General features: G+C 64.3%; 21 protein-coding genes. 12 read left to right on the top strand and 9 right to left on the bottom strand.

Features of this window, described 5'->3' with window-relative positions:
- Position 1 precedes the first annotated feature (1 nt).
- The gene (locus tag YQ44_RS23535; protein ID WP_071325455.1) at positions 2-946 is read left to right on the top strand and encodes a pseudouridine synthase; all 945 of its coding nucleotides are present in this window, start codon (positions 2-4) and stop codon (positions 944-946) included.
- Positions 933-1676 carry a hypothetical protein gene (locus YQ44_RS23530; protein ID WP_071325454.1) on the top strand — a complete coding sequence of 248 codons (744 nt, stop codon included), beginning with the start codon at positions 933-935 and terminating at the stop codon, positions 1674-1676. The genes YQ44_RS23535 and YQ44_RS23530 overlap by 14 nt, the downstream gene beginning before the upstream one ends.
- Here YQ44_RS23530 and YQ44_RS23525 read toward each other — a convergent pair.
- Entirely contained in the window at positions 1666-2442 is a 777-nt protein-coding gene (locus tag YQ44_RS23525; RefSeq protein WP_034784687.1) for an exodeoxyribonuclease III, read from the bottom strand. The two genes, YQ44_RS23530 and YQ44_RS23525, sit on opposite strands and share 11 nt — an antisense overlap.
- A gap of 132 nt (positions 2443-2574) precedes the next feature.
- Between YQ44_RS23525 and pyrE the strand changes: the two genes are divergently transcribed.
- Positions 2575-3237 carry an orotate phosphoribosyltransferase gene (gene pyrE / locus YQ44_RS23520; protein ID WP_071325453.1) on the top strand — a complete coding sequence of 221 codons (663 nt, stop codon included), beginning with the start codon at positions 2575-2577 and terminating at the stop codon, positions 3235-3237.
- Here pyrE and YQ44_RS23515 read toward each other — a convergent pair.
- Positions 3234-3488, bottom strand: coding sequence for a GNAT family N-acetyltransferase (locus YQ44_RS23515; protein WP_071325452.1), 255 nt, complete (start codon positions 3486-3488; stop codon positions 3234-3236). The two genes, pyrE and YQ44_RS23515, sit on opposite strands and share 4 nt — an antisense overlap.
- Complete coding sequence (locus YQ44_RS23510; RefSeq protein ID WP_071325451.1) at positions 3476-4219, bottom strand: sulfite exporter TauE/SafE family protein; 744 nt, start codon at positions 4217-4219, stop codon at positions 3476-3478. Before YQ44_RS23510 ends, YQ44_RS23515 begins: the two co-directional genes overlap by 13 nt.
- Positions 4220-4346: 127 nt before the next feature.
- Here YQ44_RS23510 and YQ44_RS23505 point away from each other — a divergent pair, with 127 nt between their 5' ends.
- The 5 genes from YQ44_RS23505 (at position 4347) to YQ44_RS23485 (ending at position 7287) form a co-directional block, all read left to right on the top strand.
- On the top strand, positions 4347-5240 hold the full coding sequence (locus YQ44_RS23505; protein WP_071325450.1) for a LysR substrate-binding domain-containing protein: 894 nt from the start codon (positions 4347-4349) through the stop codon (positions 5238-5240).
- A gap of 21 nt (positions 5241-5261) precedes the next feature.
- Positions 5262-6137 carry an alpha/beta fold hydrolase gene (locus YQ44_RS23500; protein WP_071325449.1) on the top strand — a complete coding sequence of 292 codons (876 nt, stop codon included), beginning with the start codon at positions 5262-5264 and terminating at the stop codon, positions 6135-6137.
- A gap of 94 nt (positions 6138-6231) precedes the next feature.
- A complete protein-coding gene (locus YQ44_RS23495) occupies positions 6232-6423 on the top strand; it encodes a YqaE/Pmp3 family membrane protein (RefSeq protein WP_010393172.1) in 192 nt (63 codons plus the stop codon).
- 70 nt (positions 6424-6493) lie between these two features.
- A complete protein-coding gene (locus tag YQ44_RS23490; RefSeq protein ID WP_071325448.1) occupies positions 6494-6958 on the top strand; it encodes a carboxypeptidase-like regulatory domain-containing protein in 465 nt (154 codons plus the stop codon).
- Complete coding sequence (locus tag YQ44_RS23485; RefSeq protein ID WP_071326718.1) at positions 6958-7287, top strand: hypothetical protein; 330 nt, start codon at positions 6958-6960, stop codon at positions 7285-7287. The genes YQ44_RS23490 and YQ44_RS23485 overlap by 1 nt, the downstream gene beginning before the upstream one ends.
- Positions 7288-7293: 6 nt before the next feature.
- On the opposite strand, the gene YQ44_RS23480 is transcribed toward YQ44_RS23485, so the two are convergent.
- The 6 genes from YQ44_RS23480 to gatC all read right to left on the bottom strand — a co-directional run bounded on the left by YQ44_RS23480 (position 7294) and on the right by gatC (position 13724).
- Positions 7294-8331, bottom strand: a complete 1038-nt coding sequence (locus tag YQ44_RS23480) for an oxidoreductase (RefSeq protein WP_071325447.1) — start codon at positions 8329-8331, stop codon at positions 7294-7296.
- A gap of 85 nt (positions 8332-8416) precedes the next feature.
- A complete protein-coding gene (locus tag YQ44_RS23475; RefSeq protein ID WP_071325446.1) occupies positions 8417-9664 on the bottom strand; it encodes a M56 family metallopeptidase in 1248 nt (415 codons plus the stop codon).
- On the bottom strand, positions 9661-10044 hold the full coding sequence (locus tag YQ44_RS23470) for a BlaI/MecI/CopY family transcriptional regulator (protein WP_071325445.1): 384 nt from the start codon (positions 10042-10044) through the stop codon (positions 9661-9663). Before YQ44_RS23470 ends, YQ44_RS23475 begins: the two co-directional genes overlap by 4 nt.
- Before the next feature lie 191 nt (positions 10045-10235).
- Complete coding sequence (gene gatB, locus YQ44_RS23465) at positions 10236-11696, bottom strand: Asp-tRNA(Asn)/Glu-tRNA(Gln) amidotransferase subunit GatB (RefSeq protein ID WP_071325444.1); 1461 nt, start codon at positions 11694-11696, stop codon at positions 10236-10238.
- Between the two features lie 62 nt (positions 11697-11758).
- Complete coding sequence (gatA, locus tag YQ44_RS23460) at positions 11759-13243, bottom strand: Asp-tRNA(Asn)/Glu-tRNA(Gln) amidotransferase subunit GatA (protein ID WP_071325443.1); 1485 nt, start codon at positions 13241-13243, stop codon at positions 11759-11761.
- Between the two features lie 178 nt (positions 13244-13421).
- Complete coding sequence (gene gatC, locus YQ44_RS23455; protein ID WP_071325442.1) at positions 13422-13724, bottom strand: Asp-tRNA(Asn)/Glu-tRNA(Gln) amidotransferase subunit GatC; 303 nt, start codon at positions 13722-13724, stop codon at positions 13422-13424.
- A gap of 350 nt (positions 13725-14074) precedes the next feature.
- Here gatC and YQ44_RS23450 point away from each other — a divergent pair, with 350 nt between their 5' ends.
- The 4 genes from YQ44_RS23450 to mrdA all read left to right on the top strand — a co-directional run bounded on the left by YQ44_RS23450 (position 14075) and on the right by mrdA (position 18771).
- A complete protein-coding gene (locus YQ44_RS23450; protein ID WP_010393186.1) occupies positions 14075-15118 on the top strand; it encodes a rod shape-determining protein in 1044 nt (347 codons plus the stop codon).
- Between the two features lie 105 nt (positions 15119-15223).
- Entirely contained in the window at positions 15224-16279 is a 1056-nt protein-coding gene (mreC, locus tag YQ44_RS23445) for a rod shape-determining protein MreC (RefSeq protein WP_071325441.1), read from the top strand.
- Entirely contained in the window at positions 16276-16788 is a 513-nt protein-coding gene (mreD, locus tag YQ44_RS23440; RefSeq protein ID WP_071325440.1) for a rod shape-determining protein MreD, read from the top strand. Before mreC ends, mreD begins: the two co-directional genes overlap by 4 nt.
- Before the next feature lie 12 nt (positions 16789-16800).
- The gene (mrdA, locus tag YQ44_RS23435; RefSeq protein WP_071325439.1) at positions 16801-18771 is read left to right on the top strand and encodes a penicillin-binding protein 2; all 1971 of its coding nucleotides are present in this window, start codon (positions 16801-16803) and stop codon (positions 18769-18771) included.
- The last annotated feature ends 21 nt before the right edge of the window (positions 18772-18792 follow it).

Below are 18792 nucleotides of genomic sequence, written 5' to 3'. Positions count from 1 at the left end.
GATGTCCGTTCGCGGCAACAAGCCGGCGGCCGCCGTGCCGCTGCCCATGCGCGACGGCGTCGCGCCCAGCTACCTGTGGCTGCCGGAAGGACAGTGGCCCGACATGCTGTCCTTTCTGGTCGAGCGCTATCCGCAGATCAGCGCCGCGCAATGGCTGGACCGCATGGCGCGCGGCGACGTGGTCGATGGCGACGGCGCCGCGCTGGCGCCGGGCAGCGCGTACCGGCGCGGCATGCGCATCTTTTACTACCGCGAGCTGGAACGCGAAACGCCGATCCCGTTCCAGGAAGCGATCCTGTACCAGGACGAGCACCTGGTGGTGGTCGACAAGCCGCATTTCCTGCCCATGACGCCGGGCGGGCGCTTCGTGCAGGAGACTTTGCTGACGCGCCTGAAGAAAAGCCTCGATTGCGCCGAGCTGACGCCGATCCACCGCCTCGACCGCGAGACGGCCGGCGTGGTGATCTTTTCGCGCCAGCCGTCCAGCCGTGGCGTCTACCAGTCGCTGTTCCAGCGCCGCGAAGTGCGCAAGACCTATGAAGCGCTGGCGCCGCGCCTCGATGGCCGTGATTTTCCATTCACCTACCGCAGCCGCATGGTCGATGGCGACAAGTTTTTCCTCATGCGCGAGGAAGCGGGCGAGCCGAATTCGGAAACCATTATCGACATTATCGAACAGCGCGGCGAGCTGAACCTGTATCGGCTGCAGCCGCACACGGGCCGCAAGCACCAGCTGCGCGTGCACCTGGCGTCGCTGGGCATCCCCATCGTCAACGATGCGTTTTATCCGCTGGCCCTGCCGTGCAAGGAGGACGACATGTCGCAGCCGCTGCAGCTGCTGGCGCGCGCCATCGCGTTCACCGATCCGTTGACGGGGCAGGAGCGCCAGTATGCCAGCCGCAGGGTGCTGGCGCTGGAGGGAGAGGAGTGCCATGGCGCAGGATAAGCCAGCCCGCTTGCTGGAAGATGTGCGCTACTTTGAAAGCGCCGAGCCGCCCCAGCGGGGCCAGCGTTTTCCCGCGTATGCGGGCAGCCTGTTCGACGTTCCCGCAGGCGCCACGGCGCTGGGCGAACGCATCGCGCGCCGCTGCGGCCAGCTGGACGTGTCGATCGGCCACGCCAGCCAGCTGTACCTGTGCCTGACGGCGTCGCTGCCTGACGGCGCCATCGCCCTGTCCGACCGCGCGGCCGAGGCATGGCACCAGGTGGTGTTGCATGGGCTGGACCCGGCCACCTTCAACGCGCTGTCCCAGCCCGAGAAAATGGCGGTGCTGGGCCGCGCCACGTTTGCCGTGCTGGGCGCGCTGGCACCGGCCATGGCGAATGTGCTGGACGAGGTGCAGGCGGAGATCGCGGCGGCGGGCGAGGCCTTCCGCCTCACGCTCAAGAGCAAGACCACGAAGCACTATGCGCTCGCCATCGAGCAAACCATTCCCGCGCATCCGCAGCCAACCGAGGTATTCGTGCGTGCCGTGCATCTGGCGACGGGCGCGGAGCGCGTGCAGAAGCTGGGCGAGGCGCAGTTTCCATCGATGGCGCCCAGCCTGGTCGACCGGCTGGCCGTCACGGGCAAGATCCTGACGGTTCACCCGCGCAAATCGTTCCGCGCGCAATTGGACAATGCGCGCAGCCAGCCGCTGGCGACGGCCGACCTGGAAGCGCTGTTCAGCTCTTGAGCGTGTAGTCGATGATCAGCGGCGCATGGTCGGAAAAGCGTTCGTCCTTGTAGACGCTGACCGTGTGCGCCTGGGCCGCGATGCCGGGCGTGGCGACGTGGTAGTCGATGCGCCAGCCCACGTTCTTCGCGTAGGCTTGTCCGCGGTTGCTCCACCACGTGTACTGGTCTTCGCGCTTGTCCAGGCCGCGGTGCACGTCGACAAAGCCCACTTCGTCGAAGACGCGCGTGAGCCACGCGCGCTCCTCGGGCAGGAAGCCGGAGTTTTTCTTGTTGCCCTTCCAGTTTTTCAGGTCGATTTCATGGTGGGCGATATTCCAGTCGCCGCAGATGACCACTTCGCGGCCCAGCGCCTTCAATGCCAGCAGGTGCGGCAGGAACAGTTCCATGAAGCGGAACTTGGCTTCCTGGCGCTCCGGGCCGGACGAGCCGGACGGGCAGTACACGGAAATGACGGACAGGTTGCCAAAATCACAGCGTACGTAGCGGCCTTCGGCATCGAATTCCGGGCTGCCGAAGCCGATATGCACGGCGTCCGGTTCGACCTTGCTGTACACGCCCGTGCCGGAATAGCCCTTTTTCTCGGCGTAGTGGAAATGGCCATGGTAGCCATGCGGGTTGAGGAATTCCGGCGTCATGTCGGGCAGCTGCGCCTTCAATTCCTGCACGCAGATGAAATCGGCGGTTTGCGTGCCCATCCAGTTGAAAAAGCCTTTTTTGGCGGCGGAACGGATACCGTTCAGGTTGGCGGAGATAATTTTTGGCATGGTCGAAAGGCAGTCTTCAGAGCGAATGTTGAGCAAAACCGGCGCTGGACGGGGCCGGCGGGCATGGCATGGCGATTGTCTCGCCGGTGCGCGCGGATTAAAATACAGGCACTTTTAAAAAATGAGGCTAATGTGAATAATTTACGCCAGCAGTTTATCGCGTTTTCAGTATCCAAGGGAGTCTTGCGGTTCGGCGAGTTCACCACCAAGGCCGGGCGATCATCGCCGTACTTCTTCAATGCGGGCCTGTTCCATGACGGCGCCACCCTGGCCGAGCTGGCGCAGTTCTACGCGCAGACCCTGCTCGACTCGGGCGTCGAATTCGACATGCTGTTCGGCCCCGCCTACAAGGGCATCACCCTGGCATCGGCCACCGCCGTGGCGCTGGCCGGCAAGGGCCGCAACACGTCGTTCGCCTTCAACCGCAAGGAAGCCAAGGACCATGGCGAAGGCGGCACCATCGTCGGCGCCAAACTGCATGGCAAGGTTGTCATCATTGACGATGTGATCTCGGCCGGCACCTCGGTGCGCGAATCGGTGGACATGATCCGCGCCGCCGGCGCCGAGCCATGCGCCGTGCTGATCGCCCTGGACCGCATGGAGCGCTCGGGCCCGGACGGCCAGCTGTCGCCAAGTTCGGCGGTGCAGGAAGTGTCGAAACAATACGGCATTCCCGTCATCTCGATCGGCAACCTGGACGACCTGTTCGGCTACCTGAACGGCGCCGGCGCCGATCCGGAACTGCTGAAGCACAAAGAGGCGGTTTCCGCCTACCGCACCCGCTATGGCATTTAAGTAGTCTTCTCCAGCAGCACCCGCAGCCGCGGGTCGCTGCAGGCGGCGCCGGCTTGCGGATGGCATTGCAACAGCCGCCGCAGCAGCGCGCCGCCGATGCCGCGCCGCCGGAACGGCGGTTTCACGAACAGCATGTTCACCGTCACGGCGTTCGCGTGCTTGCTGATGTCGAGCATGGCCACCTGCTGGCCGTCGATCCACGCGCACAGGGCGTGTTCGCCCTGCCAGTCGATGGTCATCACGCCAGCCATGGCTTCAGCGCCGAATGCAGGCCCAGAAAAAATAGCCCGATAAAAAAGCAGCGCTTGAACACGTCTTGCGCGATGCGCCCGCGCAGCCATTGCCCGGCCAGCATGCCCGCCAGCGCCGGCAGCAGCGCATAGGCCGATGCGCCGGCCGCGCCCAGGCTGAAGTCGCCATGCAGGGCCAGGCTGGCGGCCAGCGCCACGGTCGAGGCGGTAAACGCCAATCCCAGCGCCTGCACCAGCGCATCGCGCGCCAGCCCCAGTCCCTGCAGATACGGCACGGCCGGGATCACGAACACGCCAGTCGCCGCCGTCACCAGCCCCGTCGCGGCGCCGGCCAGAGGCCCCAGCCACGCTTCGTGGCGCGCCGGCACCCGCACGTGCAGCGAGAGCAATCCCGCCAGCGCATACAGCATCAGCGCCACGCCCAGCGCGACGACGGCCCATACGCCGCTGTCGCGCGGCAGCCAGGCGCCACCCGCCAGGGTGCCGGCCATGACGGCGGCCAGCATCGGCCACAAACGGCGCAGCAGGACGCGCAAGCCGGGGCCGGCCGCCAGCTGCCATGCGTTCGTCACCATCGACGGCACGATCAGCAGGGCCGCCGCCTGCACGGGCGCCATGACGAGGCTGAGCATGCCCATCGCCACCGTCGGCAGTCCCAGTCCGACTACGCCCTTGACGAAGCCAGCGACGAGGAAGCTGGCGCCGACGGCCAGCAGGAATGACGTCTCCATCTTTTTTATTCCATAGTGAATTTGCGTGGATTCTGCGCGCGTTCGCGGATTTCGCCAAGGCGGATTATTTTGAGCCAGCCTCTGTAAAATACGAAGACTGATAAGATGTTGGCAAGGGAGGGCTGTCATGCGCTTTGATCTGGTCGATTTGCAGCTGTTTGTCAACGTGGTGGAAGCGGGCAGCCTGACGGCGGGCGCCGCGCGCAGCCATCTGGCGCTGGCATCGAGCAGCGCGCGCGTGCGCGGCATGGAAGAGATGCTGGGCATGCCGCTGCTGCTGCGCGGCCGGCGCGGCGTGGAGCCGACGCCGGTGGGCCAGACCCTGCTGCATCACGCGCGCCTGGTGTTGCTGCAAATGGAGAAAATGCGCGGCGAGCTTGGCGAATTTGCGCGCGGCTTGAAAGGCCAGCTGCGCCTGTTGTGCAACACGGCCGCGCTCAGCGAGTTCCTGCCCGAGGCGCTTGGCGCTTTTCTCGACCGCCACCCGAATCTCTCCGTCGACCTGGAGGAGCGCCTCAGTTACGATATCGTCAAGGCCGTCTCGGAAGGGCTGGCCGACATGGGCATCGTTTCCGACTCGGTCGACATGCGCGGCCTGCAGACGTTCTTGTTTCGCCCCGACCGCCTGGTGGTGATCGCGGCGGCGGACCGCGTGCATTACCGCGCCCTGGGCCAGGATGGCGTCGTCGATTTCTCCACGGTGCTCGATCACGATTTCATCGGCCTGGCCGACGACAGCGCGATGCAGCAGTACTTGGGCCTGCATGCGGCGCGCCTGGGCCGCCCGTTGAAAGTGCGCGTGCGCCTGCGCAGCTTCGATGCCGTGTGCCGCATGGTGGCCAGCGGCGTGGGCGTCAGCGTGGTGCCGCTGGCGGCGGCGCGCCGCTGCCAGCAGACGATGGCGCTGCGCTGCATGGAATTATCCGATCCCTGGTCGATACGCAATCTGATGATCTGCGTGCGCCAGTTCAGTGAATTACCCCTGTACGCGCGCCAGCTGGTCGAACATCTGCAAGCGTGACGGGGCATGACAGGAGTAGCGATGCGTTTTTCAGAAGACAAGATGGCCAGCCTGCTGTGCAGCGACCAGGTCGAGCGGCCTATCCATATCTGGCAGCCGCCAGAGCCGCAACGGCCGCGCGCCGTGATCCTGGCGATCCACGGCGGCATGGCGCATGCGGGCGACTATGTCACGCCGGCGCTGTACTTCCGCCAGCACGGCATCGCCACGGTGAGTTTCGACATGGTGGGGCACGATGGCAAGCGCAAGGTCGATATCCCGTCGTTCGAGGCCTTCCTCGATGATGCGGAGCTGTTCCTCGCCTGGGTCAAGCAGGCGTATCCGGGCTTGCCCGTGTTCGTCATGGGCCATTCCATGGGCGGCCTGATCGCCACGCACCTGGGGCTGTGGCGTTGCGCGGACGACCCGGCCATCAAGGGCTTCATCATTTCGTCACCGTACTACGTGAATGCGATTCCCGTGCCGAAGGTGCTGCAGATGCTGTCGGGCTGGCTGGCGCAGCGTTTCCCCACGATGAAAGTGCCATTGGGCAACTTGACCATGCTGCTCACGCATGACCAGGCCATCACCGAGCGCCATTTCCAGGACGAGCGCGACGGCATCCGCGCCAGCGAAGCATCGGTGCGCTTCGCGCATGCGCTGACGACGGCGCAAAAGTCGCTGTCGGCGGGCCTGGCCGGCTGGCGTTTTCCCCTGTTCGCCGTGGTGGCGGGCGACGACAAGCTGGCCAACAGCCGCGCCACGGAAACCATGCTGCGCAGCGTGCCGGACGGCTTGCTCGATTACCATTTCTATCCGGCCAACTACCACGAGAATTTCAATGAGCTGAACCGCGACGAAATCTTTGCCGCCATCCTGGCCTGGATGGAAAAATTGCTCGCGCCGGCTGCGGCTTGATCCCGCCCGTATCGCTATAATGGGTTTCACTATTTTCAACGCTGGCGCAAGCCGGCCCGGTCCCCGCGGCACAGGGGATGCACAAGGAAACAATATGCGCTTGCTGATTGCTTTGATACTCCCATGGCTGACCTTTTTCACGATCGGCCGCCCGATCGCCGGCATCATCTGCCTGATACTGCAAATTACCGTGATCGGCTGGCTGCCCGCCACGATCTGGGCCGTGTACGCGCTGAGCCAGTACAAGACGGACCAGAAGATCGCCGAGGCCATGCGGCGCCGCTGACCGCGTTCTAAGGCTGGCCTAAGCTGCGCTTCCTATCTTGATTCAAACGACACGACGCGAGGAGAGTGAGATGGCACCAAACAGACGCGGTATCCGGGGCCTGGCGGGGGCGATGCTGGCCGCCGGCCTGTTGCTGGGAAGTGCGGCGCAGGCGCAGAGCGAGAGCGCATTGCCGACCGTGCAAAAGAGCGGGGCCGTCGAGTACCTGAGCGGCGGCATCGGCCTCGATGAATCGACGGCCATCAAGAGCGCCAGCCGGCATTGGCCTTTGAGCCTCGTGTTTTCCGTGCAGGCGGCGGGCAAGGCGGAATTTGCCTCCGACGTGAAGCTGGAAATACGCGACGCCAAGGGCGCCGTGGTGCTCGAGACGACGGCCAGCGGCCCCTTCCTGCTGGCGAAGCTGGCGCCGGGCAGCTACAGCCTGCGCGCCAGCCTGGCCGGCAAGACGCTGGATCGCAAGGTGCAGGTCAAGGCCGGATCGTCCGCGCGCGTGGAGCTGGTCTGGCCGGCGGGAACGAACCAGGGCCAGTCGTGATGCCAGGCGACGGCAAGGCGCCCGAACGGGGCGTGCCGGCGCGCGGTTTGTCTGCCCATATCCTGCCCACCTCGGCAACGATGATCGGCGTGTGCATGACGGTGCTGTCGATCGGCCACCTGGCGCCGCGCGGCGACGTGCGTGTGGTCATCGACAAGCTGCTGGCCGTCGACGCCATCGTGTTTCTCGTCAGCGCCGTCATGTCTTTCATGTCGCTGCGCCCCGGCCATGCGCGCCTGCGCTACGAATGGTGGGGCGAGCTGGTGTTCATCTGCGGCCTGGCACTGCTGGCGCTGGGCGCCGTGGTGCTGGCCTTCGTCATCAACTGAGGTTGATCAAGCGACCGTGAGCACGCGGCCTTCGGCGGCGCTTTGCAGGGCCAGTTCGATCAGGCGTATCGTCGCCGCCGCATCCTCGGCCGCCACCGGGGCCGGCGTGCCGTGGCGGATGGCGTCGGCCATGCCCTGGTAAAAATCCTGGTAGCGGCCAGGCTGCATCTCCAGGTGCTGGCAGTGGCCATCCGGCTGCGCGCCCAGGTGCAGCGCGCCGCGCACGGGATCCACGCCCCAGCCGGGCTGGCCCGGCCTGCCGCCCGCCTTCAAGGCGTCTTCCTGCGGGTCGAGGCCGAACTTCACGAAACTGCCCTGATCGCCGTGCACGGCGAAGCGCGCCGTCGGCGCCTTCACCAGGCAGCCGGCTTGCAGCACCACGCGCAGCCTGTCGTAGTACAGCACGATGTGCATGTAATCGACGGCCTGCGCGCCGTCGCGCTGCAGGGCGATGTCCGCGTACAGTTTCTCCGGCTGGCCGAACAATTGCATGGCCTGGTCCAGCATGTGCGGGCCCAGGTCGTACAGCAGCCCGCCGCCCGGCGCATCGGACTCGCGCCAGCGCTGGCGGATCTCGGGACGGAAACGGTCGAAGTGCGATTCGACGCTGGCGATACGGCCCAGCGTCCCTTGCGCCAGCAGCGTTTTCAGGGTCAGGAAATCGCCATCCCAGCGCCGGTTGTGGTACACGCTGAGCACCAGCTTGCGCTCGCTGGCCACGGCAATCAGGGTCTGCGCCTCGGCGCTGGAAATCGTGAATGGCTTGTCCACCACCACGTGCTTGCCCGCTTGCAGGGCCGCCAGCGCCAGGCTGAAATGGGCTTCGTTGGGGGCGGCAATGACCACCAGTTCGATCGCGGGGTCGGCAAACAGCTGCGCCGCTTCCGCATACACGGTCGCTTGCGGCCAATCCTTGTGCACGAGGTCGGGTTTGCTGGAGGCGACGGCGGCCAGTTCCAGGGCATCGATGGTGGACAGTACGGGAGCGTGGAAGGTGGCGCCGGCAAAGCCGTAGCCGACGAGGCCGGTTTTGATCTTGTTCATGGCGTGTTCAAGGGAACGTGAAAGAAGCCAAGATCATACCTGCAAGCGGGCGGCGCCACCGCATGCGCGGTGCGCCGCCCTGGCATTACTTCAGACTCCAGACGTACTGGAAGGGCACGGTCGAACTGACCGGCTTGCCGCCGGCCAGCGCCGGTTTGAAGATGCACTTGGCGATGCCGCTGCGCGCCGCCTCATCGAGGGCCGGATGGCCGCTGCTGCGCACCAGTTTCGATGCCAGTACCTTGCCGTTGGCATCGATATCGAGTGACAGGTTGACGGTGCCGGCCTCTTTCGCCTGCCGTGAGGCGGCTGGGTAGATCGGTTTGCTGCAGGTGGCAAAATCGGCGACGGCCTGGCGATCCACTGCCGGGGCGCTATCGGCGGCGACGGCCTGGCCATAGATGCCGAGGCAGGCGCCAGCCAGCGCCAGCAGCGGTATGGCCGCTTTCCAGTTCAGGGTTTGTGGTGCGGGGCGCAGCAATCGTTTGATACGTGACATAAGATCTCCTCCGTTGGCCGCCTGGGCCAGGTGGTGGGTTGAGAACTGGAGACGTTCCAGTTCCGAGAGTGCAAGAGCCAGACGCCGCGGTTCGCCCAGTTGTCTTGCTGCGAAATCATCTGCAATGTGTTCGCGTTCGAGGCGCACGCCGCGTGAAATCCACCAGACGGCAGGGTGGAAGAACAGCAGCGCCTCGATGGCGTTTTGCAGCAGGTTGAGCAGATAATCGTGGCGCCGGATATGCGCCAGTTCGTGCGCCAGCAGCGCCTCGAGCAGGTGCGGCGGCATGCCGGTGATCAGCGCGGCGGGCACCAGCACCATGGGGCGCCAGATGCCGGCCGTCAGCGGGCTGGCAATGCCGTCGAGCACGCGCAGGCGCACGGGCCGCGTCACGCCGGCGTCTTGCGCCATGCTGGACAGGCGCGTTTGCCAGAGGGCGTGCGTGGCCCCGTTCTTGCTGGCGCTGCGTCCTATCCACAGCATGCCCAGCGCCATGCGCAGGGCCAGCATGGCGGCGCACAGCGCCCAGATGCCGACGATGGCGCGCAAGGCCAGGTCCAGGTCGGGCAAGCTGTCGGGCACCAGCAGGGCGGCCGGCAGCAAGGTGCCGGAGAAAAGGGCCGCCGTGGCCTCGCCGCCGTCCAGGCGCAGATACAAGCCCGCCGCCGGCCATGCCAGGCAGGCCAGCAGGGCGCCGCAGCCGACGGCGTAGCGCGCCTCGGGGCGCGCATTGCGCAGGACGGCCCGCGCCAGCGCCGTGGCGCAGCCGATCAGCAGGCCTTGCCACAGGAAGTGCAGCAGGGTCCAGCCCAGGGCCGGCACGAAGCCGCTCATGATTGTTCATCCTTGAGCATTTTTTCAATCTCATCGCGTTCGGCGCGCGACACGCCCGTGCGCAGGGCCGCCAGCACCAGCGCCTTGGCCGAGCCGGCAAAGGCTTTCTGCATCAATTCCTTCAGCAGGTTCGTCTGCAGGCTGTCCTGCGCCTGGGCCGGCGCATACACGTGCGACCGCTGGCTTGCATCGCGGATCAGCAAGCCCTTGGCGTGCATGATCTGCATCAGGCGCAGCACGGTGCCGTACGTGATGGCCGGCTTGGCCAGCGCCATCGCCTCGTGCACCTGCTTGGCCGTGGCGGCGCCCAGCGGCCACAGCGCCTGCAGCAGATCGAGTTCGGCTGCCGTCGGTTTCGGAATGTCGGGGGTCTTGGCCATGCTGTTTTCCTCTTGCCTGAAATTCAATAAGGCTAGAATAATCGTTGTAGACAAAAATGTATACTTTAATTTTCAGATTGCCGTCAGCGCCTTTAAAATAAGGCAAAGAATCTAGACAAGAATGTTTGAACAGCGGTTTGCGGGCGAAAAAAAAGACGCCGCAGCGTCTTTTTCTGTTCCAGGCGGGATGCTTATCCCGCCAGCTTGGCTTTCAGCAGTTCCGTCAGCTGGGCCGGGTTGGCCTTGCCTTTCGATGCCTTCATGGCCTGGCCGATCAGCGCGTTGATGGCCGCTTCCTTGCCGGCGCGGTACTGCTCCACCGACTTGGCGTTGGCCGCCAGCACTTCATCGACGATGGCTTCCAGCGCGCCCGAATCCGAAATCTGCTTCAGGCCCTTGGCGTCGATGATGGTGTCGACCAGGTGCTCGTCGCCGGACTTCGCTTCCCACATGCCGGCAAAGACTTCTTTCGCCGCCTTGTTCGAGATCGTGCCGTCGGCGATGCGTTTCAGCATGGCGGCCAGCTGCGCGGCGGAGACGGGCGCCTCATCGAGGTCCACGCCTTCGCGGTTCAGGGTCGACGATACGTCGCCCATCAGCCAGTTGGCGGCGGCCTTGGCGTTTTCCTTGCCGGCCTTGTCGACCACGGCGACGAAATAGGTCGCCATGGCCTTCGATTGCGTCAGCACCAGCGCATCATATTCCGGCAGCGCGTATTCGCTGATGAAGCGGGCGCGCATGGCGGCCGGCAGTTCCGGCATCGCGGCCTTGACCTCGTCGATCCACGCCTGCGAGATGGCCAGCGGCGGCAGGTCCGGGTCCGGGAAATAGCGGTAATCCTGGGCGTCTTCCTTGCTGCGCATTTCGCGCGTTTCCTTGCGGTCCGGATCGTACAGGCGGGTCGCCTGCACGACCTTGCCGCCGTCTTCGATCAGCTCGATCTGGCGGCGCACTTCGACGTGCACGGCTTCCTCGATGAAGCGGAAGGAGTTCAGGTTCTTGATCTCGCAGCGGGTGCCGAATTCCTTCTGGCCGACGGGGCGCACGGAGACGTTGACGTCGCAGCGGAACGAGCCTTCCTGCATGTTGCCGTCGCAAACGCCCAGCCACATGACCAGTGAGTGCAGGGCCTTGGCGTAGGCCACGGCTTCGGCGGCGCTGCGGATTTCCGGCTCCGAGACGATTTCCAGCAGCGGCGTGCCGGCGCGGTTCAAGTCGATGCCGCTCATGCCTGCATAATCTTCGTGCAGGGATTTGCCGGCGTCTTCTTCCAGGTGGGCGCGCGTCAGGTTCACCGTCTTGGTGACGAATTCGCCATCCTTTTCATAGCCGAAGGTCAGGGCGCCGCCGATGACGACGGGGTCCTCGAACTGGCTGATCTGGTAGCCTTTCGGCGAATCCGGATAAAAGTAGTTCTTGCGCGCGAAGACCGAGTGCGGCGCGACGGTGGCGCCCACGGCCAGGCCGAAGCGGATCGCGCGGTCGACGGCCTGCTTGTTCATCACCGGCAGCACGCCTGGCAGGGCCAGGTCGACGGGGCTCGCTTGCGTGTTGGCTTCGGCGCCGTACTTGATCGGCGAACCGCTGAAAATTTTGGATTCGGTCGTGAGCTGCACGTGGTTCTCAAGACCGATGACGACTTCCCATTGCATAGTGTTCTCGCTTATTTTTGGTGGCGCCGCCTGGGCGGCGCAAATCTGTTCTTGGTCTGCTCTTAAACGCCGGCAGGGCTGCGCGTGTGCCAGTCTGTCACTTGCTGGAACTGGTGCGCCACGTTCAGCAATTTCGCTTCGCCGAAGTAATTGCCGATGATTTGCAGGCCGACGGGGCGCTTGCCGTTCTTCTCGCCTGCGCCGAAGCCGCAAGGAATCGACATGCCGGGCAGGCCGGCCAGGCTGGTCGACAGGGTGTAGATGTCGGCCAGGTAGTTTGCCACCGGGTCGTCGGTCTTGTCGCCCAGGTCCCAGGCCACGGTCGGCGCGACCGGTCCCATGATGACGTCGCAGACGGCGTTCGGGCCATTCAGCACGGCGTCGAAATCCTGCGCGATCAGGCGGCGGATCTTTTGCGCCTTCAGGTAGTAGGCGTCGTAGTAGCCATGGCACAGCACGTAGGTGCCGACCATGATGCGGCGCTGTACTTCGGGGCCGAAGCCTTCCGCGCGCGATTTCTTGTACATGTCCTGCAAGTCCTTGTACTCGGCCGCGCGGTGGCCGTAGCGCACGCCGTCGTAGCGCGACAGGTTCGACGACGCTTCGGCCGGGGCGATCATGTAATAGGCGGGAATCGACAGGGCCGTGTTCGGCAGAGAGATGTCGACCAGGGTGGCGCCCAGCTTTTCATACTGCGCCAGCGCGCCGCGCACGGCCGCTTCCACGTCCTTGGCCAGGCCTTCGCCAAAATACTCGCGCGGCACGCCGATGCGCAGGCCCGTCAAGGGCTGGCCCAGTTCGCGCGAAAAATCTTCCGCCACGCCGCCCTGTTCCGGCGACAGGCTGGTCGAATCGCGCTCGTCGAAGCCGGCCATGGCGGTCAGCAGCAGGGCGCAGTCTTCGGCCGAGCGGGCCATCGGGCCGCCCTGGTCCAGCGAGGAGGCAAACGCGATCATGCCGAAGCGCGAGACGCGGCCATAGGTCGGCTTGATGCCGGTGATGCCGCAGAAGGCGGCTGGCTGGCGGATCGAGCCGCCCGTGTCGGTGCCGGTGGCCGCCGGCGTCAGGCCCGCGGCCACGGCGGCGGCCGAGCCGCCCGAGGAGCCGCCCGGCACGGCCGTCTTGTCCCACGGGTTCTGCACGGCGCCAAAGGCCGAGTTTTCGTTGCCGGAACCCATGGCGAATTCGTCGCAATTGACCTTGCCCAGGGTGACCATGCCGGCCGCCTGGAATTTTTCCACCACGGTGGCGTCAAACGGGCTGGCGTAGTTGGCCAGCATGTTCGAGCCGGCCGTCGTGCGCCAGCCTTTTGTCACGAACAGGTCCTTGTGCGCGATCGGCACGCCCGTCAATGGCGTGGCCGTGCCGGCCGCGATGCGGGCATCGGCTTCGGCAGCTTGCGCCAGGGTCAGGGCACGGTCGACGTGCAGGAAGGCATTCGAGGTGTCCGCCGCGATGCGGTCGAGGAAATGCGTCGCCAGTGCAACGGCGGAAATTTCCTTGTTCTGCAAAAGCGTGGACAGCTGTTTGATGGATTTTGTATGCATGGCGTTTCTATATTTATCTATTCGGCAAGGTTGTTTTTCGTGCACTGCGCCGTTCTAGCGCCTGACGGAAGCATAGCGAGCGGAAGTGAGTTGCGGCCGGGAAGCGCAGCTGTGCTTGAGCACAGTGAGCATCGGAGGCCGCAAATCGCGACGCGCAGCAGCTTATGTCAGGTGCCAGTTATTCGATCACTTTTGGCACGAGGTAGAGTCCATCTTGTACCTTCGGCGCCACGGCCTGGTAGTCGTCGCGGCGGTTCTGCTCGGTGGCGATATCGTCGCGCAGGCGCAGGGCGATATTGTCCATGTGGGCGGCCAGCGGGTGGCTCAGGGGGGCCACGCCATCGGTATTGACGGCTTGCATTTGTTCGGCCAGCGCGAAAATCTTGTTCAATTGCTCAAGCGACGTGACGGCCTGCTCGTCGGCCATTTCAAGTTGCGCCAGGTGGGCGATGCGTTTTACGTCGGATAGTGTCAGGGACATGGCGAATGGCGCGGAGTGCCGCGCATTAGTATTAAGTTGGCGTTTTGATAAAACGCGGGTATTTACTGCTCTTTTGCTCACAAAAACTCTGGAATGCCGCGTAACTCGCGGCTGCAAGAGTCGCACTTTTCCATGGTTTTTGAGCAAATCGCATTCAAATTATAAGGTAGAATGGCGGGTTAATGCGTTGCCGGCGCTGATGGACTGCTGCCGCAGCATAGAAAAGATTGCGCAAGCGCCAAGCGAAACCCGGAAAAATCGCCTTTTGGATTTTCAGGGTGCCTGAAAGCGCCCGCTTTGAAACTCCCCATAAACAGCTTTTGCGCAGCTCGATGCGCTACAGGACACTCATGTTTGGTTTTTTACGCAGGTATATCTCCACCGATCTGGCCATTGACTTGGGCACGGCCAACACCCTTATTTATGTGCGCGGCCTCGGTATCGTCCTGGACGAGCCATCCGTCGTCGCCATCCGCCAGGAAGGCGGTCCGAATGGCAAGAAGACCATTCAGGCAGTCGGCAAGGAAGCCAAGCAGATGCTGGGCAAAGTGCCGGGCAATATCGAAGCGATTCGTCCGATGAAAGATGGCGTGATCGCCGACTTCACCGTGACCGAGCAAATGCTCAAGCAATTCATCCGCATGGTGCACGATTCGAAATTCTTCCGTCCATCGCCGCGCATCATCATTTGCGTGCCGTGCGGCTCGACCCAGGTCGAACGCCGCGCGATCCGCGAATCGGCACTGGGCGCCGGCGCTTCGCAGGTGTACCTGATCGAAGAACCGATGGCGGCGGCCATCGGCGCGGGCTTGCCCGTGTCCGAAGCGACGGGTTCGATGGTGGTCGACATCGGCGGCGGCACCACGGAAGTGGGCATCATCTCGCTGGGCGGCATGGTCTACAAGGGCTCCGTGCGCGTCGGCGGCGACAAGTTCGATGAAGCCATCGTCAACTACATCCGCCGCAACTACGGCATGCTGATCGGCGAACAGACGGCCGAAGCCATCAAGAAGGCCATCGGTTCGGCTTTCCCTGGTTCGGAAGTGAAGGAAATGGAAGTCAAGGGCCGCAACCTGTCCGAAGGCATCCCGCGTTCGTTCACCATCTCGAGCAACGAGATCCTCGAGGCGCTGACCGACCCGCTGAACAACATCGTCTCGGCCGTGAAAAACGCGCTGGAGCAAACGCCGCCGGAACTGGGCGCCGACATCGCCGAAAAAGGCATGATGCTGACGGGCGGCGGCGCACTGCTGCGCGACCTGGACCGCCTGCTGATGGAGGAAACCGGCCTGCCGGTGCTGGTGGCCGAGGACCCGCTCACCTGCGTGGTGCGCGGTTCCGGGATGGCACTGGAACGTATGGACAAGCTCGGCTCGATCTTCTCCTACGAATAATCTGACAGAAGGGCCGGAAACCATTTTCCGGCCTTTTTTTGGTTTTGGCACCGGCGTTTGCCCGGGGCTTGCACGTTGGCGCACTGCGCCTGATTATTGGATGTCATGGAATACAGTCCTCCGCCACTTTTCAAACAAGGCGCCTCTGCCCGCGTCAAGATGATGGTGTTCGCCGGCATTTCTATCGCCCTGTTGCTGGTCGATTCGCGCATGCACGCGCTGACGGCCGTGCGCCAGGCAGTCGGCACTGTGCTGTATCCGGTGCAGATGGCGGCCCTGGTGCCGCGCGACGTGGCGCTCGGCGTCGGCAATTACTTTTCTTCGCTGTCGGCCCTGGAAAAACAGGTGCGCGACCTGAAACACGAACAGATCGCCTCGGCGCAGATCCTGCAGCAGGCGCAGCTTAACATCGTTGAAAACAACCATTTGCGCAAATTGATGGAGGCGCGCGAACGCGTGCCCGTCAAGACCATGATGGCCGAAGTCCTGTATGACACGCGCGATTCGGCCACGCGCAAGATCGTGCTGGACCGGGGCATCCAGAACGGCGTGGAACTGGGCCGCCCCGTGATCGACAACCTGGGCGTGGTCGGGCAAGTCACGCGCGTGTTCCCGTTTACGTCCGAAGTGACCCTCCTGACCGATGAAGAGCAAGCCATTCCCGTGCAGCTGCTGCGCAATGGCGTGCGCAGCGTGGCCATCGGGCGCGGCAAGTCCGGCACCATGGAATTGCGCTTCACGGCGCCCAGCGCCGACATCCAGATCGGCGATGTCGTCATCACCTCGGGCCTCGACGGCCTGTACCCGGCCGGCCTGGCCGTGGCGCGCGTCACCCTGGTCGAGCGCAATGCGCATGGCCCGTTCGGCCGTGTCGTGTGCCAGCCGCTGGCCGGCATCGAGCGCAACACGCAACTGCTCATCCTGATGACGTCGCCGGAGATCGCGCCGCGGCCACCGGCCGAAGACGTCAAGACGGGCCGCAAGATCGCCGGCAAGATGGCGCCGATCAAGGACCCTGCCGTCGCGACAGCGCCGGCTACCGCGAATGCCGCGGCCACGCCGGCGGCGAAAGCGCCAGCGGCGCAGACGCCCGCGCCCGCACCGAAACCGGCAGCGGTGCCCGCACCCGCCGCCGTGCCACCGAAGGAAGCGACACGATGAACCGCCCGCATTACATCCTGCTGCCGGTCAGCCCCCTGTTCATCGGCTTTTCGCTGCTGTGCGCTTTCTTGCTGAACCTGCTGCCATGGGGACATTTCGTCGGCGTGCCCGATTTCGTCGCGCTGGTGCTGGTCTTCTGGGGCATCCACCAGCCGCGCAAGGTCGGCATCGGCGTGGCCTTTTTCATGGGCCTGATGATGGACGTGCACGACTCGACCCTGCTGGGCGAGAATGCGCTGGCCTACACTCTGCTGTCCTACTTCGCCATCATGATGCACCGCCGCGTGCTGTGGTTCCCCGTCATGACGCAGGCGCTGCACGTGTTGCCGCTGCTGCTGCTGACGCAGGCGCTGCAACTGCTGACGCGCCTGATCGTCTCCGGGCGCTTCCCCGGCTGGCTCAATTTCATCGAGAGCTTCGTCGCCGTCGCCCTGTGGCCCATGATCACGTGGATCCTGCTGGCGCCGCAGCGCCGCGCCGTGGACCGCGACCACAACCGGCCGATCTGACGGGCGCCTGCAATGACTGAACTTAAGAATACCGAGCGCGAACTGCATTTTTTCCGCATGCGCCTGACCGTCCTGGGCGCGCTCGTCTTCGTCTGCTTTTCGCTGCTGCTGGCGCGCTTCATCTGGCTGCAGGTGATCAAGCACGAGGACTATGCGACCAAGGCCGAGGACAACCGCATCGCCGTGGTGCCCATCGTGCCCACGCGTGGCCTGATCCTCGACCGCAATGGCGTGGTCCTGGCGCGCAATTACTCGGCCTACACGCTGGAAATCACGCCGTCGAAGCTGAGCGCCAGCCTCGATTCGGTGATCGACGAGCTGTCGACCCTGGTGCAGATCGACATCAAGGACCGCCGCCGCTTCAAGAAGCTGCTGGAAGAGTCGAAGAATTTTGTCAGCGTGCCGCTGCGCACGCGCCTGACGGACGAGGAAGTGGCGCGTTTCACGGCGCAGCGTTTCCGCTTCCCCGGCGTGGAAGTGCAGGCGCGATTGTTCCGCCAGTATCCGATGGGCGAGGTGGCGTCGCACGTGGTGGGCTTCATCGGCCGCATCAACCGCAATGAAGCCAAGGCCCTGGAAGAGGGCGAGGATGCCGCCAACTACAACGGCACCGACCATATCGGCAAGGAGGGCCTGGAAAAAAGCTACGAGAAGCAGTTGCATGGCACCACCGGCTACGAAGAAGTGGAAGTGTCGGCCGGCGGGCGCGCCATGCGCACCTTGTCGCGCACGGCGGCCACGCCGGGCAACAATCTGATCCTGTCGATCGACATCGAGCTGCAGAAAGTGGTCGAGGAAGCGTTCGGCGAATGGCGCGGCGCGGCCGTGGCGATCGACCCGGCCACGGGCGACATCCTGGCCTACGTCTCCAAGCCCGGCTACGACCCGAACCTGTTCGTCGACGGCATCGACCAGCAAAGCTGGAACGAACTCAATACCTCGCTGGACCGGCCGATGGTCAACCGTCCCCTGTCCGGCACCTACGCGCCCGGCTCGACCTTCAAGCCGTTCATGGCGCTGGCCGCGCTGGAGCTGGGCAAGCGCACGCCGAGCCAGTCGATTTCCGACCCCGGCTTCTTCATCCTGGGCGGCCACACCTTCCGCGACGACAAGGTGGGCGGCCACGGCACGGTCGACATGCACAAGTCCATCGTCGTCTCGTGCAACACCTATTATTACCAGCTGGGGCGCGACATGGGCATCGACGCCATCCACGATTTCATGAAGCCGTTCGGCTTCGGCCAGCTGACGGGCATCGACCTGAATAATGAGAAGACGGGCGTGCTGCCGTCGACGGAATGGAAGCGCAACCGCTTCAAGACGCCGCAGCAAAAGAAATGGGTGGGCGGCGACACGATTTCGGTGAGTAACGGCTCCGGCTACAATTCCTATACGCCGCTGCAGATCGCCCACGCGACGGCCAACCTGGCCAATAACGGCGTGGTGATGAAGCCGCACCTGGTGAAAATCATCGAGGACGCGAATACGCGGGCGCGCACCTTGACGGTGCCGAAGGAAAGCTACCGCATCGCGCTCAAGCAGGAAAACATCGACATCATCAAGCGCGCCATGGTGGGCGTGACCAGCGAGCAGGGCGGCACTGCCGCGCGCATCTTCACCGGCGTGCAGTACACGGTGGGCGGCAAGACGGGTACGGCGCAGGTGGTGGGCATCAAGAAAAACGAGAAGTACAATGCCAAGCTGCTGGCCGAGCGCCTGCGCGACAACGCCCTGTTTACCGCCTTCGCGCCGGCCGACAAGCCGCGCATCGCGATTGCCATCGTGGTGGAAAATGCCGGCTTTGGCGCCGGCGTGGCCGCGCCGATCGCGCGCAAGGCGCTCGACTATTACCTGTTGGGCAAGCGCCCGAGCGACAAGGAAAAAGACCGGACCAAGGTGCCGAAGGAAGACGTCGACGAAGTGCGCACCCTGGAAGAAATCACTGACGAGCAGGCCGCCCCGGCGCCTGCCAGACAACAATGAAACGTTTCTCATTACGAGAGG

The sequence above is a fragment of the Janthinobacterium sp. 1_2014MBL_MicDiv genome, assembly GCF_001865675.1.
Classification (GTDB): Bacteria; Pseudomonadota; Gammaproteobacteria; order Burkholderiales; family Burkholderiaceae_D; genus Janthinobacterium.
The sequence above is the reverse complement of the archived record's forward strand: the minus strand, read 5'-3'. Positions and strand labels throughout refer to the sequence as shown.

Bases quoted from the DNA above. Each gene is read 5' to 3' on its own strand.
- YQ44_RS23490 (WP_071325448.1), top strand. From the start codon at position 6,494: ATGGCACCAAACAGACGCGGTATCCGGGGCCTGGCGGGGGCGATGCTG.
- gatB (WP_071325444.1), bottom strand. From the start codon at position 11,696: ATGCAATGGGAAGTCGTCATCGGTCTTGAGAACCACGTGCAGCTCACG.
- mreC (WP_071325441.1), top strand. From the start codon at position 15,224: ATGGAATACAGTCCTCCGCCACTTTTCAAACAAGGCGCCTCTGCCCGC.
- YQ44_RS23515 (WP_071325452.1), bottom strand. From the start codon at position 3,488: ATGGCTGGCGTGATGACCATCGACTGGCAGGGCGAACACGCCCTGTGC.
- YQ44_RS23475 (WP_071325446.1), bottom strand. From the start codon at position 9,664: ATGAGCGGCTTCGTGCCGGCCCTGGGCTGGACCCTGCTGCACTTCCTG.
- YQ44_RS23500 (WP_071325449.1), top strand. From the start codon at position 5,262: ATGCGTTTTTCAGAAGACAAGATGGCCAGCCTGCTGTGCAGCGACCAG.
- YQ44_RS23480 (WP_071325447.1), bottom strand. From the start codon at position 8,331: ATGAACAAGATCAAAACCGGCCTCGTCGGCTACGGCTTTGCCGGCGCC.
- mrdA (WP_071325439.1), top strand. From the start codon at position 16,801: ATGACTGAACTTAAGAATACCGAGCGCGAACTGCATTTTTTCCGCATG.
- YQ44_RS23470 (WP_071325445.1), bottom strand. From the start codon at position 10,044: ATGGCCAAGACCCCCGACATTCCGAAACCGACGGCAGCCGAACTCGAT.
- YQ44_RS23495 (WP_010393172.1), top strand. From the start codon at position 6,232: ATGCGCTTGCTGATTGCTTTGATACTCCCATGGCTGACCTTTTTCACG.
- YQ44_RS23530 (WP_071325454.1), top strand. From the start codon at position 933: ATGGCGCAGGATAAGCCAGCCCGCTTGCTGGAAGATGTGCGCTACTTT.
- gatC (WP_071325442.1), bottom strand. From the start codon at position 13,724: ATGTCCCTGACACTATCCGACGTAAAACGCATCGCCCACCTGGCGCAA.
- mreD (WP_071325440.1), top strand. From the start codon at position 16,276: ATGAACCGCCCGCATTACATCCTGCTGCCGGTCAGCCCCCTGTTCATC.
- YQ44_RS23485 (WP_071326718.1), top strand. From the start codon at position 6,958: ATGCCAGGCGACGGCAAGGCGCCCGAACGGGGCGTGCCGGCGCGCGGT.
- YQ44_RS23450 (WP_010393186.1), top strand. From the start codon at position 14,075: ATGTTTGGTTTTTTACGCAGGTATATCTCCACCGATCTGGCCATTGAC.
- gatA (WP_071325443.1), bottom strand. From the start codon at position 13,243: ATGCATACAAAATCCATCAAACAGCTGTCCACGCTTTTGCAGAACAAG.
- YQ44_RS23525 (WP_034784687.1), bottom strand. From the start codon at position 2,442: ATGCCAAAAATTATCTCCGCCAACCTGAACGGTATCCGTTCCGCCGCC.
- YQ44_RS23505 (WP_071325450.1), top strand. From the start codon at position 4,347: ATGCGCTTTGATCTGGTCGATTTGCAGCTGTTTGTCAACGTGGTGGAA.
- YQ44_RS23535 (WP_071325455.1), top strand. From the start codon at position 2: ATGTCCGTTCGCGGCAACAAGCCGGCGGCCGCCGTGCCGCTGCCCATG.
- YQ44_RS23510 (WP_071325451.1), bottom strand. From the start codon at position 4,219: ATGGAGACGTCATTCCTGCTGGCCGTCGGCGCCAGCTTCCTCGTCGCT.